Annotated in this window: 12 protein-coding genes; all 12 read right to left on the bottom strand. The window is 39.8% G+C overall.

The window, feature by feature from the left end:
- On the bottom strand, positions 1-1,827 hold the full coding sequence (gene uvrC, locus VEI_RS03585) for an excinuclease ABC subunit UvrC (RefSeq protein ID WP_059361954.1): 1,827 nt from the start codon (positions 1,825-1,827) through the stop codon (positions 1-3).
- 43 nt (positions 1,828-1,870) lie between these two features.
- Positions 1,871-4,723: an excinuclease ABC subunit UvrA gene (gene uvrA / locus VEI_RS03580; RefSeq protein WP_059361953.1), complete on the bottom strand. Its 2,853-nt coding sequence runs from the start codon at positions 4,721-4,723 to the stop codon at positions 1,871-1,873.
- Between the two features lie 119 nt (positions 4,724-4,842).
- Positions 4,843-7,017, bottom strand: coding sequence for an excinuclease ABC subunit UvrB (gene uvrB, locus VEI_RS03575; RefSeq protein WP_059361952.1), 2,175 nt, complete (start codon positions 7,015-7,017; stop codon positions 4,843-4,845).
- Positions 7,017-7,400, bottom strand: a complete 384-nt coding sequence (locus VEI_RS03570; protein ID WP_059361951.1) for a hypothetical protein — start codon at positions 7,398-7,400, stop codon at positions 7,017-7,019. The genes uvrB and VEI_RS03570 overlap by 1 nt, the downstream gene beginning before the upstream one ends.
- Complete coding sequence (gene ftsY, locus VEI_RS03565) at positions 7,390-8,325, bottom strand: signal recognition particle-docking protein FtsY (RefSeq protein ID WP_059361950.1); 936 nt, start codon at positions 8,323-8,325, stop codon at positions 7,390-7,392. Before ftsY ends, VEI_RS03570 begins: the two co-directional genes overlap by 11 nt.
- Entirely contained in the window at positions 8,325-11,879 is a 3,555-nt protein-coding gene (smc, locus tag VEI_RS03560; RefSeq protein ID WP_059361949.1) for a chromosome segregation protein SMC, read from the bottom strand. Before smc ends, ftsY begins: the two co-directional genes overlap by 1 nt.
- A 221-nt stretch (positions 11,880-12,100) precedes the next feature.
- Positions 12,101-12,265: a hypothetical protein gene (locus VEI_RS10325; RefSeq protein WP_153280289.1), complete on the bottom strand. Its 165-nt coding sequence runs from the start codon at positions 12,263-12,265 to the stop codon at positions 12,101-12,103.
- Between the two features lie 90 nt (positions 12,266-12,355).
- Positions 12,356-12,928 (bottom strand): hypothetical protein, encoded by a 573-nt coding sequence (locus tag VEI_RS03555; protein ID WP_059361948.1) that lies wholly within the window; start codon positions 12,926-12,928, stop codon positions 12,356-12,358.
- A gap of 3 nt (positions 12,929-12,931) precedes the next feature.
- Positions 12,932-13,588: a VgrG-related protein gene (locus tag VEI_RS03550; protein ID WP_059361947.1), complete on the bottom strand. Its 657-nt coding sequence runs from the start codon at positions 13,586-13,588 to the stop codon at positions 12,932-12,934.
- A 160-nt stretch (positions 13,589-13,748) separates the two neighbouring features.
- On the bottom strand, positions 13,749-14,291 hold the full coding sequence (locus tag VEI_RS03545; protein ID WP_059361946.1) for a hypothetical protein: 543 nt from the start codon (positions 14,289-14,291) through the stop codon (positions 13,749-13,751).
- Between the two features lie 20 nt (positions 14,292-14,311).
- The gene (locus tag VEI_RS03540) at positions 14,312-14,797 is read right to left on the bottom strand and encodes a hypothetical protein (RefSeq protein ID WP_059361945.1); all 486 of its coding nucleotides are present in this window, start codon (positions 14,795-14,797) and stop codon (positions 14,312-14,314) included.
- Positions 14,790-17,270, bottom strand: coding sequence for a hypothetical protein (locus VEI_RS03535; protein ID WP_059361944.1), 2,481 nt, complete (start codon positions 17,268-17,270; stop codon positions 14,790-14,792). The genes VEI_RS03540 and VEI_RS03535 overlap by 8 nt, the downstream gene beginning before the upstream one ends.
- Positions 17,271-17,280: the final 10 nt, after the last annotated feature.

Raw genomic sequence — 17,280 nt, 5'->3', positions numbered from 1 at the left:
TTATTTTAATATATCTTGTTTTTCTACTTTGGACATACGAAAGAAATTATATAAGGTTTCCGCCGTTTTATAGTTCATTGAATCAACTTGTGTCAATTCATCTATAGTGGCTTGTTTCATGGCGTCAAGGCTATTAAAATGCGTCCATAATGCTTTGCGTCGTTTAGGACCAATGCCATCAATGTGATCGAGTACTGATTCTAAATTGCGTTTGCCCCGCAATTTGCGATGATAGGTAATAGCAAATCGATGGGCTTCGTCACGGATTTGTTGTAATAATTGAAGCTCTGGTGTGCGATGATCTAATATAATACTCTCTGATTGCCCCTCTACAAAAACCTCTTCTATGCGTTTTGCCAGAGATATAACAGGTACATCTGTGACGCCTACAGCACGTATGAGCGGTATAGCAGCATTGAGTTGACCCTTGCCACCATCGATAATGATGAGGTCTGGCATAGGCCAATCTGTTTCTTTACCATAGCGACGCTCCATGATCTCTGCCATAGATTTAAAATCGTCAGGTTTGCCTTGCGTAGTCTTGAGCTTAAAACGTCGATACTCTTTCTTCGCAGGCTTACCACCTTCAAAGACAACCATAGAGGCTACCGTTTCAGAACCTTGGGTATGAGATATGTCGAAACATTCCATACGTTCAGGTAATCGTGGCAAATCCAATACTTCAGCTAATTTTTTAATAGCGCCACCACTCTTATCGATTTGATGCTGCCATTGACGACGTCGCTCTTCAAGGAAGGTTTCCGCATTCTCATGGGCCATCTTGATCATATCCATCTTATACCCCCGTTGAGGTACGAGAACATCCACTTGTTGGCCCTTCATTTCACTAAACCAATCCTTAAATAGATTCTGTTCTGAACTTTCCATGGGTAATAGCAATTCTTTAGGAATAAATGTAGTATCCCCATAGTATTGCTTGATGAAGTCAGTCATAATAACTTCTTCGGAGTCCCCCTCATTTTGTATGAAGTAATTTTCCCGTCCTAAAAGACGTCCTCCCCGAATAAAAAGCAATTGTACACAAGCCAATTGTCCATCTACAGCAATACCTAGTACATCGAGATCACCTCGTTGTGTTACCATTCGTTGTTTTTCTTGAATTTTTTCAATGCTCGTCAATTGGTCACGATAACGTGCTGCATCTTCAAAGCGTAAGTCTTCAGCAGCTAATTCCATCTTTTCCTTGATTTCTTTAAGCAATGGTATAGGCTTACCTTCAAAGAGCTCTATGATTTCATCGATATACTTTCGATAATCCGATACGGAAATCTTGTTAAAGCACGGTGCTTCACAGTAGTGCATATGATATTGCAAACATGGTCGCTCTACCTTCATAGACTTACATGTCCTGAGTGGATAGTATTGTCGTATTAATTTCAGTACCACATGTACCGATGTCACATCTGTAAAAGGTCCAAAATATTTTGCCCCATCTCGTTCAAGACGGCGTGTCATATACACGCGAGGGTAATCCTCTTGAATTGAAATCTTTACATAAGGATATGTCTTATCATCGCGAAGCCTAATATTGTACTTAGGCTCATGTTCTTTGATAAGCGTATTCTCTAAGATAAGGGCTTCCATTTCCGTCTTAGTTTGGATAATCTCCACATCGACTGCACGCTTCATCATAGCCGTTACTTTGGGAGCCCGATTGGCATCATTGCGTACATAGGAACGCACTCGATTGCGCAAGTTAATGGCCTTACCAACATAGATAATTCGGTTATATTGATCACGCCATAAATACACGCCCGGTGTAGTCGGCAAATGACTGACCTTCTCTAGTAATTCTTCAGATGGCATATGTCCTCCTTTCCTCGTAGATTTTTAAGCTTTGTACTCACTATTATTTCTTCTTTTGAGCTGCTTTCATAAATTTCTTAGTCTGTTCTAAGACAGGACCTAAGAATTTGCCTGTATAGCTTTCTTTCACCTTAACGATTTCCTCAGGTGTACCGGTAGCTACGATAGTACCACCGCGATTACCGCCTTCAGGACCTAGATCTATAATGTGGTCTGCCATCTTAATCACATCTAAATTATGCTCGATAACGACAACTGTATCGCCACCCTCTACAAGTTGTTGCAATACGTGTAATAACTTGCGAATATCCTCGGCGTGAAGACCTGTAGTCGGTTCATCCAAGATGTACAGTGTTTTACCAGTGCTACGACGAGCTAATTCAGTAGCTAATTTAACCCGTTGTGCTTCACCACCAGATAAGGTTGTTGCGGCTTGACCTAAACGAATATAGCCAAGACCTACCTCTTGCAAGGTAACCATTTTACGATTGATCTTCGGAATAGCGCTGAAGAACTCAACCGCATCATCTACCGTCATATCTAGTACATCTGCAATAGATTTACCTTTGTATTTAACCTCTAAGGTTTCTCGGTTATAACGGGCTCCCTTACAAACCTCACAAGGTACGTACACGTCTGGTAAGAAGTGCATTTCAATTTTGATGATACCATCACCACGACAAGCTTCACAGCGGCCACCTTTTACGTTAAAGCTAAAGCGCCCTTGTTTGTAACCGCGCATTTTTGCTTCCGGTGTTTGACTATAGAGTTCGCGTATAGCATCAAATACACCTGTATAGGTAGCTGGATTAGAGCGCGGTGTACGACCGATAGGACTTTGGTCGATATTGATGATTTTATCGATATGTTCAAGACCACGGATTTCTTTATGAGCCCCTACTTTGTGGTTAGAGCGATATAATTGATTAGCTAACCCTTTGTAGAGAATTTCATTAATCAAGGTAGACTTACCAGAGCCACTGACACCAGTAACAACATTGAATAAGCCAATAGGGAATTTAACATTTACATTTTGTAAATTATTTTCCTTCGCACCGCGAATTTCAATGCAGTTCTTACCTGGTTTACGACGTTCTTCAGGAAGGGCGATAAATTTACGGCCGCTCAAATATTGACCAGTAATGGAGTCTTTTACCTTCATAACTTCGTCAACAGAACCAGCGGCAATAATTTGACCGCCATGCTCACCTGCACCTGGACCAATGTCCACGAGATAGTCAGCTGCACGCATAGTATCTTCGTCGTGTTCTACGACAAGTAAGGTGTTACCTAAGTCCCGTAAGCCTTTTAAGGTATCGATGAGTCGATCATTATCTCGTTGATGTAGCCCTATGGACGGTTCGTCTAGGATGTACAATACACCTACCAAACCAGAGCCGATTTGCGTAGCTAGACGAATACGTTGCGCTTCACCACCAGATAGAGTACCTGCACTACGGTTCATAGTAAGATAATCAAGGCCTACATTATTGAGGAACCCAAGACGAGCATTGATTTCCTTCAAAATTTGAGCCCCAATCACTTGTTCCCGCTCTGTTAACTGTAACTTACCAAAGAAATCGAGTGCTTCTTTAATAGTTAACTGCGTTACCTCATTAATATTCTTATCCCCTACGGTAATTGCTAATACTTCAGGTTTAAGACGAGCTCCATGGCATGTAGTACAAGGCTTAATGGACATAAATTTTTCAAACTCTTCACGCATAGAATCTGTAGAGGCTTCACTATGACGGCGTTTTACCATCGGTAAAATACCTTCGTACTCAGTAAAGAATTCCTTCACTTCACCGCGCATATTTTCGTACGTGAAAGCCACCTTATCTGTCGTACCGTACATTACCTTTTTTTGCAAGGCTTTTGGTAGTTCATCATAGGTAGAATCTAAAGAGTATCCATTAGCTTTTAATAGACCTTCTAGTTGGCGCATAAACCATGCATTAGGGTTAGAGCTCAACGCTTGTACACATCCATCGGCAAAGCTAATAGATCCATCTGGAATAACGCGCTCTTCGTCTACTTCCATGGTGGAGCCAATACCCAAACAAGCCGGGCAGGCACCAAATGGACTGTTAAAGGAGAACATACGTGGTTCAATCTTCGGTAAGGAAATATGGCAATCTGGACATGCAAAGTGTTGGCTATACATGTGTTCAGGTCCATCTACCTCTTGGATAACTACAATGCCTTCTGCCCATTTTGATGCGGTCTCCATAGAGTCTGCTAAGCGAGATTCAATACCCTCTTTAACCACGAGACGGTCTACAACGATATCGATGGAATGTTTTTTATTTTTCTCTAATACAATCTCTTCATCCAATGTACGTACTACGCCATCTACACGGGCACGAACAAAGCCTTCTTTTCGAAGTTGATCAAAGACGGATTTATGCTCCCCTTTTTTTCCTTGAATCATAGGTGCTAGTACTAAAATCTTAGTACCTTCTGGGAAGTTCATTACATCGTCTGTCATTTGTTGTATCGTTTGCTGTGTAATAGGCTTACCACATTCAGGACAATGAGCATGACCTACGCGAGCAAATAATAGACGCAAGTAATCGTAAATCTCCGTTACAGTACCAACTGTAGAACGAGGGTTACGGCTTGTAGTCTTTTGGTCGATAGAAATAGCTGGAGATAAACCTTCAATATAGTCTACGTCCGGTTTATCCATTTGTCCCAAGAATTGACGAGCATAAGCAGATAATGATTCTACATAGCGTCGTTGCCCTTCTGCATAAATCGTATCAAATGCCAAGGACGATTTACCAGAACCACTGAGCCCCGTCAACACGATAAACTGGTCCCGTGGTAAGGATATATCTATATTTTTAAGGTTATGCTGACGCGCACCTTTTACTATCAATTGATCTTTCATTATGTTCCCTATTTAAAGAGATGATACCAATCGGCATCATCTCTCTGTTTACTAACATGAAATAATATATGTATATTATCGCACGTATAGTCTATATAATCTATGTGTTTTGTTACAATCTATTTACTTTTTGAGCTAGTCCGCTTTCTACCTTTAGTTGATGCAGGTTTTTTTAACTTACTTTCACCTGCACTATGCATATCGGACCATTGTTGACGTAGTTCCCCTAATTGATCACGAAGTTTTGCAGCCTTTTCAAATTCAAGCTGCTTTGCAGCGGCCTTCATTTGACGATCAAGCTCTTCAATTTTATTGAATAACTCTTCCGGCGTTATATCTGCCACCTTAGGACTAGATATATCTTGTGCATATGGTTCGTGTCCATGGTCCATTCCCGTTGTAGAGGATTTCTTTTTCCCCTTCTTCGGTGAAAAGTCCTTTCCATCGGTGACCATATCTTCTTCAATTTTCGTCAACTCAATAAGCTCTTTTACATCTTTAGAGACAGACTTAGGCGTAATATTATGTTCAATGTTATAAGCCTCTTGCACAGCACGACGGCGATCTGTTTCATCGATGGCGCGCTGCATAGAACCTGTTACACGATCAGCGTACATGATAACGTGACCATTCACATTACGAGCAGCACGACCAATAGTTTGAATCATAGCTGTATCGGAGCGTAAGAAACCTTCTTTATCCGCATCTAAGATAGCCACTAAAGAAACCTCTGGCATATCAAGACCTTCACGAAGTAGGTTGATACCCACCAGTACATCGAATACACCGGCCCGTAAGTCACGAATGATTTCAGCACGCTCAATAGTAACAATATCAGAATGAAGGTATCGAACACGGACGCCCATTTCTTTTAAGAACTCTGTTAAATCCTCTGCCATTTTCTTTGTTAAGGTCGTCACGAGAACACGCTCATTCTTGGCAGCTCTCTTATGAATTTCACTGAGCAAGTCATCCATTTGCCCCTTAATAGGACGAATTTCAATAGATGGATCTAATAGGCCTGTAGGACGAATGATTTGTTCTGCCACATTCGTTTCTACGTCCATTTCATATGGACCAGGCGTGGCCGATACATAGACGATTTGATTGATACGCTCTACAAATTCATCGAATTGAAGAGGTCTATTATCAAGCGCTGAAGGCAGACGGAAGCCATATTCGATAAGTGATTCTTTACGTGCACGGTCACCATTGTACATGGCACGCACTTGAGGTATCGTAACATGAGACTCGTCCACCATGATGAGGAAATCATCTGGAAAATAGTCTATCAATGTATATGGCGCCTCTCCAGCCTTACGTTCAGACATATGGCGGGAATAATTTTCGATGCCAGAGCAATAGCCCATTTCTTGCATCATTTCTATATCGTAACGGGTACGCTGCTCAAGACGTTGAGCCTCCAATAGACGATCAGCAGCTTTCAACTTAGCTAACTGTTCCTCTAACTCAGCCTCAATACGCTCTACAGCAATACGCATCTTATCTTTCGTAGTTACATAGTGAGATGCAGGATATACCGCAACGTGCTTGCGTTCAGCAATCACTTCACCAGTCAAAGCATCTACCTCAACGAGGCGATCGATTTCATCGCCGAAGAGTTCCACTCGAATGGCTCTTTCACTATACGCAGCAGGGAAAATCTCGATAGTATCCCCTTGTACACGGAAGGTGCCGCGGATAAAGTTCATATCATTTCTCGTATATTGAATGTCTACGAGTTTAGACAGAATTTCGTCGCGAGATTTTGTCTGACCTAACCGCAAGGACAACACGAGTTCAGAGTAGTCCTCAGGGTCACCTAAGCCGTAAATACAGCTAACAGAGGCAACGATGATCACATCGCGGCGCTCAAAGAGGCTCATAGTAGCACTGTGGCGCAATTTATCGATTTCATCATTAATAGACGCATCCTTCTCGATATATGTATCACTAGAAGGAATATACGCCTCAGGCTGATAGAAATCGTAATAAGATACAAAGTACTCAACTGCATTATTAGGAAAGAAACTCTTAAACTCACTACAAAGTTGAGCTGCTAATGTTTTATTGTGGGCAATGATTAAAGTTGGTTTTTGAACTGCCTCAATAACCTTTGCCATGGTAAAAGTCTTACCTGTCCCAGTAGCACCTAATAGGACTTGAGCCCACTCACCACGTTCAATCCCCTCTGTAAGCGATTGAATAGCCGTAGGTTGGTCCCCAGTAGGCGCAAAGGGCGCCTCCACCTTAAATGGTTGGCCCCCTTCGTAATTATATGTATTATGCTTCATTACTGTTCATCCTGATGCTTACGGATGGCTCTAAGTTCTGCATCTGACAACCGTTGTCCTGCATTTTCCGCCTGATTCAATGTATCTTCTCCTTCTAATACTTCTATGAGCATAGCAATGGAGAAGCGGTCTAATGTAGGGGTCGACTTATGAATTTCATCAGCCATCATCCAATCAGCTTCACTATAATTATTAATACGATCCGTAATTTCTTGCCAATTAGTCAGCAACAAGCGTGCAATAGGACGATAGAGTTCAATACCGAAATATTCGATTAAACTCACAATCTTGTCCATTGCTTCTGAACTGACTTGGCTTTTATTTTTCTTATTTTCAGACTCTACATATTCAAGTAAGAATTCCCGGTTGTATTTATTTATCACCTTGAATCATTCCTTTATTAAATAGTGCATTGGCAAATTCTTTTGCATTGAATGGACGCAAATCATCCATACCTTCACCAACGCCAATCCAACGTACAGGCACGCCTAGTTCTTCCTTAATAGAAATAACTACGCCACCTTTTGCAGTACCATCTAATTTCGTTACTACAATACCATTCACAGGTACAGCTTGACCAAATAATTTAGCTTGGCTTACTGCATTTTGACCTGTTGTGCCATCTAGAACGAGCAGGGTTTGATGAGGTGCCCCTTCTACATGGTTATTTGCCACGCGGCCCATCTTCTTGAGTTCTTCCATAAGATTTACTTTTGTATGAAGACGACCTGCTGTATCGACAATGACCATATCTGCATTACGAGCTTTCGCTGCTTCCATGGCATCGTATACAACGGCTGCAGGATCTGCACCTTCTTTATGTTTTACGATAGGTACACCAACGCGATCTGCCCAGATAGATAGTTGGTCCGCTGCAGCGGCACGGAATGTATCGCCTGCAGCAATAATAACCTTTTTACCTTCTTTTACATAATAGTTTGCTAACTTAGCAATGGTAGTCGTTTTACCAACACCATTAACGCCTACTACGAGAATCACCTCTGGGTGATGTAGTGTAATCTCATCTTCTTGGTCAACGAGCATTTCTGTGATGCGGTCTTCCATAAATGGCATTACATCACCTGTATGATTAATTATGCCTTCAGTAACACCACGACGAATTTCTTTCATCAAGTACTCTGTAGTCTTAGGCCCAAGGTCACTTGTAAGCATAACTGCTTCTAAATCATCGAGAAAATCATCATCGATTTGTGCATAACCAATGATAACGGTCTCCACATTTTTTACAAAAGACTTACGAGTTTTCTCCAAGCCCTCTTTAATTTTATTAAAGAATCCGAATGCCATTATGCTAGATCCTCCTTCACATCTTCAAATGAAACAGTCAATAATCGTGACACGCCACGTTCAACCATGGTTACACCTTGTAATACTTCGGCAGCTTCCATCGTCTTTTTACGGTGTGATACAACGATAAATTGCGTTTCTTTATTTACGCGATTTAGATATGAACTAAATCTCTCTACATTAGCCTCATCTAAGGCAGCATCAACTTCGTCAAGCACACAGAATGGGGCTGGACGATAATCTAAGAATGAGAACAATAAAGCTATAACCGTTAATGCCCGTTCTCCACCGGATAATAAGGTCAATTGTTGACGCTTTTTCCCTGGTGGTTGAATGTAAAAGTCAATGCCACCAGTCAAAATATTATCTGGATCTGTCAGTACAATCTGAGCAGTACCACCACCAAAGAGTTGACTAAACACCTCTTGGAAACGTTGACCTACTACATCTAATACATCGTAAAGCTGCGTACTCATAGCCTTATCCATTTCAGCGATTACCGCTTGTAATTGCTCTTTTGCTATATCGAGATCTGCTAATTGATTCGATAAGAAATCGTAACGGGTTTTCGTTTCTTCATATTCCTCAACAGCGTTAGGATTAACAGATCCAAGTTCAGCAATTTCTGCCATGAGTCGAGCTTGTTCCATCTTCCAGTCATTAACAGAACCTTCAATATGGATGTGCTGTGCATCCTCGAGCGAGTATCCTAACTTATTCAAATCCTCTATAGACCGCTCACAATCCATACGGTATCGCGTCAATTTACCTTCAGCCTCAACTAGACGATTCTGAACGACCTTATAGCGTTGATTAAGTCGATCTTGTTCCGATAAAATAGACTCGATTTCTTCTCGTGCACCTGATGTAGACTGATATGCTTCATCACGTAAAACACGAAGCTTTTCAACTTCTTTTCTAATTGCATCAAGAGACTCTTTTGCAACCCGAATTTGGTCTGGTATAGTTACGTTTAATCGCTCTTGGCTTGATTGTAACAATGCCATTAGAGGCGCTAAACGAGTGACTATAGTTTCTAAGCTTTGTTTTCGTTGTTCTTGTTGTAACTTACGCTCTTCTAATGTATCTTCTAATCGTTCACACAGTAATCTAGACGCAGTAAATGCCTCGTATGCTTCTTGCTGTGCCTTTTGCAAGGTGCTTAATCGCTCCATAATAGCCGACTGGTCACCTTGCTGCTCAGGTGAATTATGCAACGCGGCTAATTCCGATTCTGATTGTGAAAGTAGATGTTTCGTTTGTCCCAACTCTATATCAATTTGAACAATCCTTTCACGTTCTTCATTAAGAACACGGTTTTTACGTTCTAATTGATTTTCAATATTCTGAATCTTCGTTTGACTAGCAGAATATAAGAGATTTGTATGTTGATATTGTTCATCTAATACACTACGCTCTTGTTGTGCCCTCTCAATACGATTCTCTTCATTCTTTATTTGCTGTTCAAGTTGCGTCGTACGCTCTTCTACAGAAGCTAATTCGGACTCTAAACGCAAAGCCTCTTCACGCCGACTTAACAAGGAACTACGTTTTTTCTTCGTTGCACCACCTGTTAAGGAACCGCCCGGTTGAAATTGCTCACCCGTTAATGTAACGATGCGTAACTGCTGATTATATTTCTTTTGTAATTCAATAGCTCGTTCCATTGTTTCTACAACTAATGTACGACCTAATAAATATTGGAATATATGACTATATACAGCATCAAATTCAATACAATCGACAGCAGTGCCAATCACGCCATCTTCCGATAAAGCTGGTGTATCATAAGGGCGGCCCTTCACCGATTCCATAGGTAAGAACGTAACGCGTCCACCTTGAATCGATTTTAAGAATGTAACACCTTCTGAGGCAGCCTTTGCTGTTGTTGTTACAACGTGGTTAACACTACCACCTAATGCAATTTCAATAGCAACGGTAAAACGATTATTTACAGTAAATAAATCACCGACGGCACCTTTTACAGCCTCACGCCAAGGGCCTTTACCATTAAGGATATTTTTCGTACCTTCCAAGTAGCCCTCATGCTGCTCTGCCCATTGTGCCAGTAGTTCTAAGCGCCCCTGTGCTTTTTGTACATCGCTACTCATGCGATTTAATGATTTTCTCGCCTCACGCAAACGCTCTGTTGCAGATCGTTCTTCATCAAGTAAGGATTTTCTCTTCTCCGATAATCCATTGAATTGAGTTTCTAATGATTCATGTTCGCACTTGGCTACTGCTAGATTCGACTGAACCTCTTTAATTTCCGCCTCTAAGGTTTCGACTTGCGCTACAGACTCAGACTTACGCCCTTCCAAGTTTCGTAATGTAGCCTTTGACGTTTCAATGCTAGCAACTATATCTAATTGGCGTTGTTGATACGCCTGTCTATCACTCTCTAAAGTCTTCCACGATGATTGTTCCATCTCTAGTTGAGCAACAGCCTCTTTATATTTAGTCTCTAATGTTGCAAACTGAATGAGTTCAGCATCTAATTGGGATGTTTCGTCTTCAATAAGGCGTTCAAGAATAAGCAATTGTTGCTCTTCGCCCTTTTTGGATGCTTTCGCCTCACTAATTCGCAAAGACGTATCCTCTACTTCACGCTTTGTTGTACGCAACTGTTCTTCTAAAAGCGTGACATTACCATTAATGCGTTCTTCTTCTCGTTGCTTATCGCTAAACTGTGCTTCCCAAGATTTTAATTGTTCTTGATCCTTTGCATTTTCAGCTTGTAAAGTATGACGTCGTGCATCGAGGGTAGATAATTGAGTTTGCAATTCAATTTCTTCGTCCTTTAATGCAATATTATCATTTTCTGCACGTGTTAATAGTCGATCAGCAGTCTTATAATTGTGAAAGCCTATAATACCATCATATTCACGCTTACTACGGCTTAATGCCATATACTTTTTCGTCATTTCCGCTTTTTCAGCAAGAGGCTCTAACTGCTCCTCAATAGTAGCCATAATATCACGAACACGTTCCATATTACGGTCTGTGCTCGCAATACGACGCAAAGCATCTTCTTTATTAATTTTAAAACGAGAAATGCCTGCAACGTCCTCAAATATAAGGCGACGTTCTTCTGGTTTACTATTAAGAATAGCATCGATACGATTTTGCCCAATGATAGCCATCGAATCTTTGCCAAGGCCTGTATCAGCTAATAACAAGTGAATATCCTTTAAACGGCATGTCCGTTTATTGATGAGGAATTCACTTTCACCTGTCCGATAGATACGACGTGTAATGGCCACCTCTTGCATATCCACATCGAGTTGACCATCTGCATTATCAAATACAAGGGTAACCTCGGCAGCACTCATCGGTTTTCGTTTTTCTGTGCCAGAGAAAATGATATCCTCTGCACGTTGGCCCCGTAAATTACGCACATTGGATTCCCCTAGAACCCATTTCATAGCATCCGTAATATTACTTTTACCACTCCCGTTAGGACCAATAACGGCAGTCATCCCTGGGGAGAATTTCACAACTGTTTTATCAGCAAAGGATTTAAATCCTTTTAATTCTAGCCGCAGTAATTGCATGACTGCCTCCTTTCTTAGTATAACCCCATTAAATCATATCTTTAATTATAAGCTATAAACATACGAAATTCAAAATAATTACAAATACACGCAACATATACAGTTATGTGAACACTATAAGTTAATATTTGCAACAAAATATAATATTTCAAATCTAATATTTGACGAATATTTGACGAAATAAAAAAAGAGGGTAGCAATTACGCTACCCTCTAATACGTTTAGTCTAATTCAATTAATCGGTGTAGTTCGCCGTTTACAAACCACATTTCACATGTTACGTTATCGCCGTCTTTTAGAGTTGCCATATATAACCCCTCTTTGTTAGGTTGAATATCTTCTGCGAATTGATGTGTTTTTCCTTCAAATGTAAATACTTGTGCCATTGTGTTATTCCTTTCAGTTATAAAGTAATGCTTTCCAACTGTCAATTAACAGTTGATTGTTGCAAGCCGTGCAACTCGGAGATATTTAGATCACCATTCCTTTACTGTGTAAAGTGCGCTAGCGCCCTCTAAATGTTGTCCATTGAAATGTGTTAACACTTCAAACTTACCTGCTTGATAGCCTATAGTTTCATAGGCTTTATTATCTATCAAAGTAACACCAGCTTTTATCTTATGTACTTTGTTTAGATTGATTTTATATACATCGACTTTTTGTTCATCGGTGTTAGCAACTACTGCGGTTCTATCAGATTTTTCAGTAGCCACTTTTGGTAGGTTAGGATTGCTATGTGCAATATCCTGTTTCACCTGTTCTGCTGCAACTTCAACTGTAGGTGCTTGTGTGTAATAAGTCGCTATCGGTTGTGTTCTTTCCTTTTTGGAAATAACTTCCTGTGCTTCCGTTTTAGTAACATGAATTGTTTTTGACAATTCTGTAGGTGATTTAGCCTGCTCTTGTGTAAGAATAACAGGCTTTTCTAATTCTTTTTGTTTGTGATGATATATTACTACACCTACAATAGCGATAAAAACGCATAGGGCAATCGCTACGGCTATTTTGTAGTGTTCCTTGATAGTTTGTACCAACTTACTAATTAACATGGCTTACACCTCGTTTAATTCATTTTGTAGCATTTCCAACGCTCTAAACTTTTCATCGGCGAAACGCTCGTTCAAATTATCACGCAACACGCTATTATTCCATGCAGTAGTCATACATACATCATAGATACAAGCGATGATGTCATAGTCGAACCGCTTATCATCAACGTAGGATAGATTAGGCAATTCTAAATTCAAAGCCTTTTCCATTAACTTCAATGCATCGTTGAACATATCAACGATATTGCCTACACCATATTGTACTGTTCTACTCCATATCACATCTTTCAATGTGTCGGAGTGTTTATCCACATGGAACAGGTTATCTTGTAACAATTTACACGCTACATCATAGTATTTAGCCTTGATGTAGTCATGTTGCATCTGTGCAAATCCTTGTCTATCAATAGCACCGAGTTCTTTCCATTGGTCGATAAACTCATCACTATTGATTTCACCACTATCCACCAATGCTCTTGCGTAGTCTGTATAAAATCCGCCTTGTCGTAACCCCCAACCTAGAAATTCATCAACGCTACCGCAATTACTAGCTAATTGATACGTGCCATAAGAAATACCGCCTGCATCATTAACACCACTTGATACACAAGCAGGGTTTCCATTGCTTTCGTATACAGCACTTAATCCGCCTAATTCCATTTTTGTTGCTCCTTTCTATTACTTTCACGTCCGCCTAGGTATCCAACCAATCCTGACGATATACTCATCGCCAACTCGTTGTAACCATATAGGATAGCCATTATATTTACAGTTCCTAATATGATGATTGTCAGTACTTCTCGTATACTTATTTTTTCAATCATTTAATCGCTTCCTTTACTGATTTAACGAACCCTATCACCTGTTTAAATAATTCAATCGCACGCTTGAACCATATCGTTTCAACAAATTCAAGTTCAATCATGTTTTCCACACAACTTGCCAACTCGATGAATATAGGTATCAAATACATCAAAGTACTTAAAAATACATCTACCTTGCCTATTACAGGTACTTCTACATCTGGCAATGTCAACAATATAAATGACAACAAAAAAAGCCACGGATAAGACATAACCAATTTCTTGGTCATGTCTGCTCGCAGCTTGTTGCTAACTAAAAATCGCTTTTTCTTTCCGTCAATTTCTACTACCGCCCACCCTCGCCACAGGATAGCCAGTAAAGTATTTTTAATTGTAACTTCTCTCTTAGTTGCTAGATTGTAGTTTCTAGCCTCAACAAACACCCTTAGAAATGTATCTACAAATACAAGTATCACACTTGTAAATATAGCTAATGAAATTCGTACTGCCTCACTCACGTTAAACACCTCATCAAACATCGGTAAAAATATTTCAATCATCTGTATCTCCCTACGAATAATCAATCTCCCTGTCTAGATATTGTGAACCATGCATTACTTCGATTGTTATAGTTATGAATGTAACATAGAGTTCCACTCCCATCCATGATTGTCAAATGGTTGTTTCCATTACCTGTTTTTTTATATATTGCACATTGAAATACAATACCAACGTCTTCCCCCTCTGCAATGGTAATTGTCTTTGAAATTGTTGTTGATGCTCCAAGTGAGATTGAGTATTCCCCTTTTGGCAACCATAAATTAAATCTTTGTTCAAAGTTTTCGAACTTTCTTTCGTATCGAAAGGTTTCAAAAAAGATAGCGTCTTTCTGTACATATTGTTTTTTGTTTTCCTTGTACACAAACAGCTTGCTCGTGTCGGTAGCAAGCCTAGCGTAATAAGACTTGCTACCGATTATAATTTTTAAATACTCACTATTCCCCATGTCTTTTGCGTTTTCGGTTAATGTAGCTATAACTTCCCCGTTAATAGTTATATCAGCCATTTACACCCACCTCTACTTTTCCGCTAGCACTCCATAATTGCAATCGGCTATTCAACGATGTTTGTACTCTTCCCCAGCTACCCCATTTATCAGCCATGAAAGTACGATGATATGTTTCGCCGTTTAATGTATGTAGCGTGTGGTCGATTAATTTGCCACCTCCAAAGTTAAATACAATCAACATACCTTGCTTATGCGAACGTGGTGGATTGTTATCACCACCATCAAAATTAATTTCATAGCACCCTTGCGTTGTGAGTGTATTCCAATCTGTTGCGGTATCTAATTTAGAATAAGGAAAACCAAATGAACCTGCATCATCTTTTTTGACAAATACTTCGTCCGCTTTAGTCTTGCTGTAAATAGCCTTGTCATAATGTTTAGTAGTTAATACTGTGCTACTATCCGTGCCGTCATAGTGTTTCAAGGTAGTACCAGTTAAGTATACAGGTACGCTAGGGTCTCCCAATTCCACCGCATCAGATGTTGATACTTTACCGATACGCACACCATGTCCATCGGTTTTCTTGCCCTCTAACAATGTATTGTTATTAAGCACGATAGAACCGCTTACATTACCGCCTGTGAGTTTGAGATAATCAAGCGTTGCCAATCGTGCAGTATTAATGGAATTTTGATAATCTCGGTTTGGATTACCTACATAAATATCAACTTGATGCCGTTTACTAGGTTTTTCTGTTAGCACCGCAAAATAAAATTTGCCATTGCAGTATGCTATATCTTCAATTTCAGTAGTTCTATTGATTTCAATGATTTGTTTAACTGTGCCAAATGGTGTGCATTCTACCAAACTACCGAGCGTTGCACTCATGATGCATCCGTTAAGCATTAATGCACCATTGTTGTTAAAGTCATCGTATTGGTAGTCAATTTGATATGTTTTCATCTTTTGGAAATCATCATTGTACAAGTTGACTTCACGTAAGCGTTGTTGACCGCTAATTGGTACAATGCTCACATAAGTTCGTGTGATAGGATCATATCCGATATTAAATACACGCTCGTTCAATGTGATGGTCTTTTCAAATGTCATAGTATCCGCATTAAATACAGATAGGTTATTACCATTCTTTAAACCATTGGCAAGGTAAATCTTGTTCGTGTATTTGTTGTAGCACATAGTGTTACAATGACCCATTTTGTCAGGGTCGCTAAACTTATATGTACCTACGATTTCAAATGTATCTGGATTGAGTTCGTACAAGTTTTGTTTTGTACCATCGCTATTAATACAAGCTAACAAAAACACATTCTTTTTATCGTTGTAGGTAAAGCCTTGACATTGGTTAACCTCATCACCATATTGGATGTTTTTAACAAAGGCGATGTTTGATGCACCTTTTAACATTGGTGTTTCGGTAGGGTAGAACGGCTTAATGGAATTGTATGTACCCATATCCATTACACTATCAACTGTATCAAATGAGATATGCTCATTGATTTTGTAGATGCCATTAGGAATTAACAATATCTTATTTTTAAGATTATCATTAGCACGTTTGAATGATGCGGTATCATCTGCTACACCATCACCAACCGCCCCAAAGTCTTTAACAGATACGATGCCATATAGGCTATCTTTAGGAATAAATTTTGTATCAGCTTCTGTCTTGGTAATCAAACCACCACCATTAGGCAAGGCGATTTGTTCCGCTTTACTTGCTGCGACTTCTGCGCGTTTAGCTGCATCTGTTGCCTTGATAGCGTTACTTGCGATTGATGTTTGTTTGTTATCAATGTCAGTTTTTAAAGTTCGTGCTTGGCTCACCAACTCATTAATATCACGCTTATCAACAGTTGTTTGTCCTGCATACGCTTTTGCATCTGCCACTAGCTTTTCTGCTTTCGTTACATTAGCACTAGATGTATTAAGTGCAGTATTGCTAGTCGCTAGTTTATCATCAACTGTACGGCTTAATTCTGTGATTTCACCGCCTAATGTTTTAATTATTTCTGCATTAGCATTAATAGTATCACTTTCGGCTTTGATTTTTTCATATGCATCTATAGCATCATTTGCTGCCTTTGTCGATGTATCTACAATCTTACGTGCAACTGTAGTTGCATCCTCATCGCTATCAACACGGATTAATAAGGCTCTATTCATCTTCTCCTGCATTTCTTGCAATATCAATGTAACCTTATCTGTCATGTGTTCGATATTTTGGAAAGGATATTCATCAGGCAAATCCGTGTCTTGAGTGATTGGTGTTCTACGTTCAAGAATAACCTTGTGCGTATTGTCTAACGGATCACCATCAGTAGGATATGTTAAAGTTTTGCTTTCTTTATCATAATCGATGTTTCCTATTTGCACGCTTTCTGTGCCGTCAGCATCAACAATAATTAAGGCTATATCTTCAATCCTATTGAAATCATACGGCCATATCCATTTCTTATTTGCTCCATCACATTGATAAACTACACTAGGCTTTTTGACCTCTGGTATCATATTTGTTCCC

This window comes from Veillonella tobetsuensis (assembly GCF_001078375.1).
In the GTDB taxonomy this organism is placed as follows: domain Bacteria; phylum Bacillota; class Negativicutes; order Veillonellales; family Veillonellaceae; genus Veillonella; species Veillonella tobetsuensis.
The sequence above is the reverse complement of the archived record's forward strand: the minus strand, read 5'-3'. Positions and strand labels throughout refer to the sequence as shown.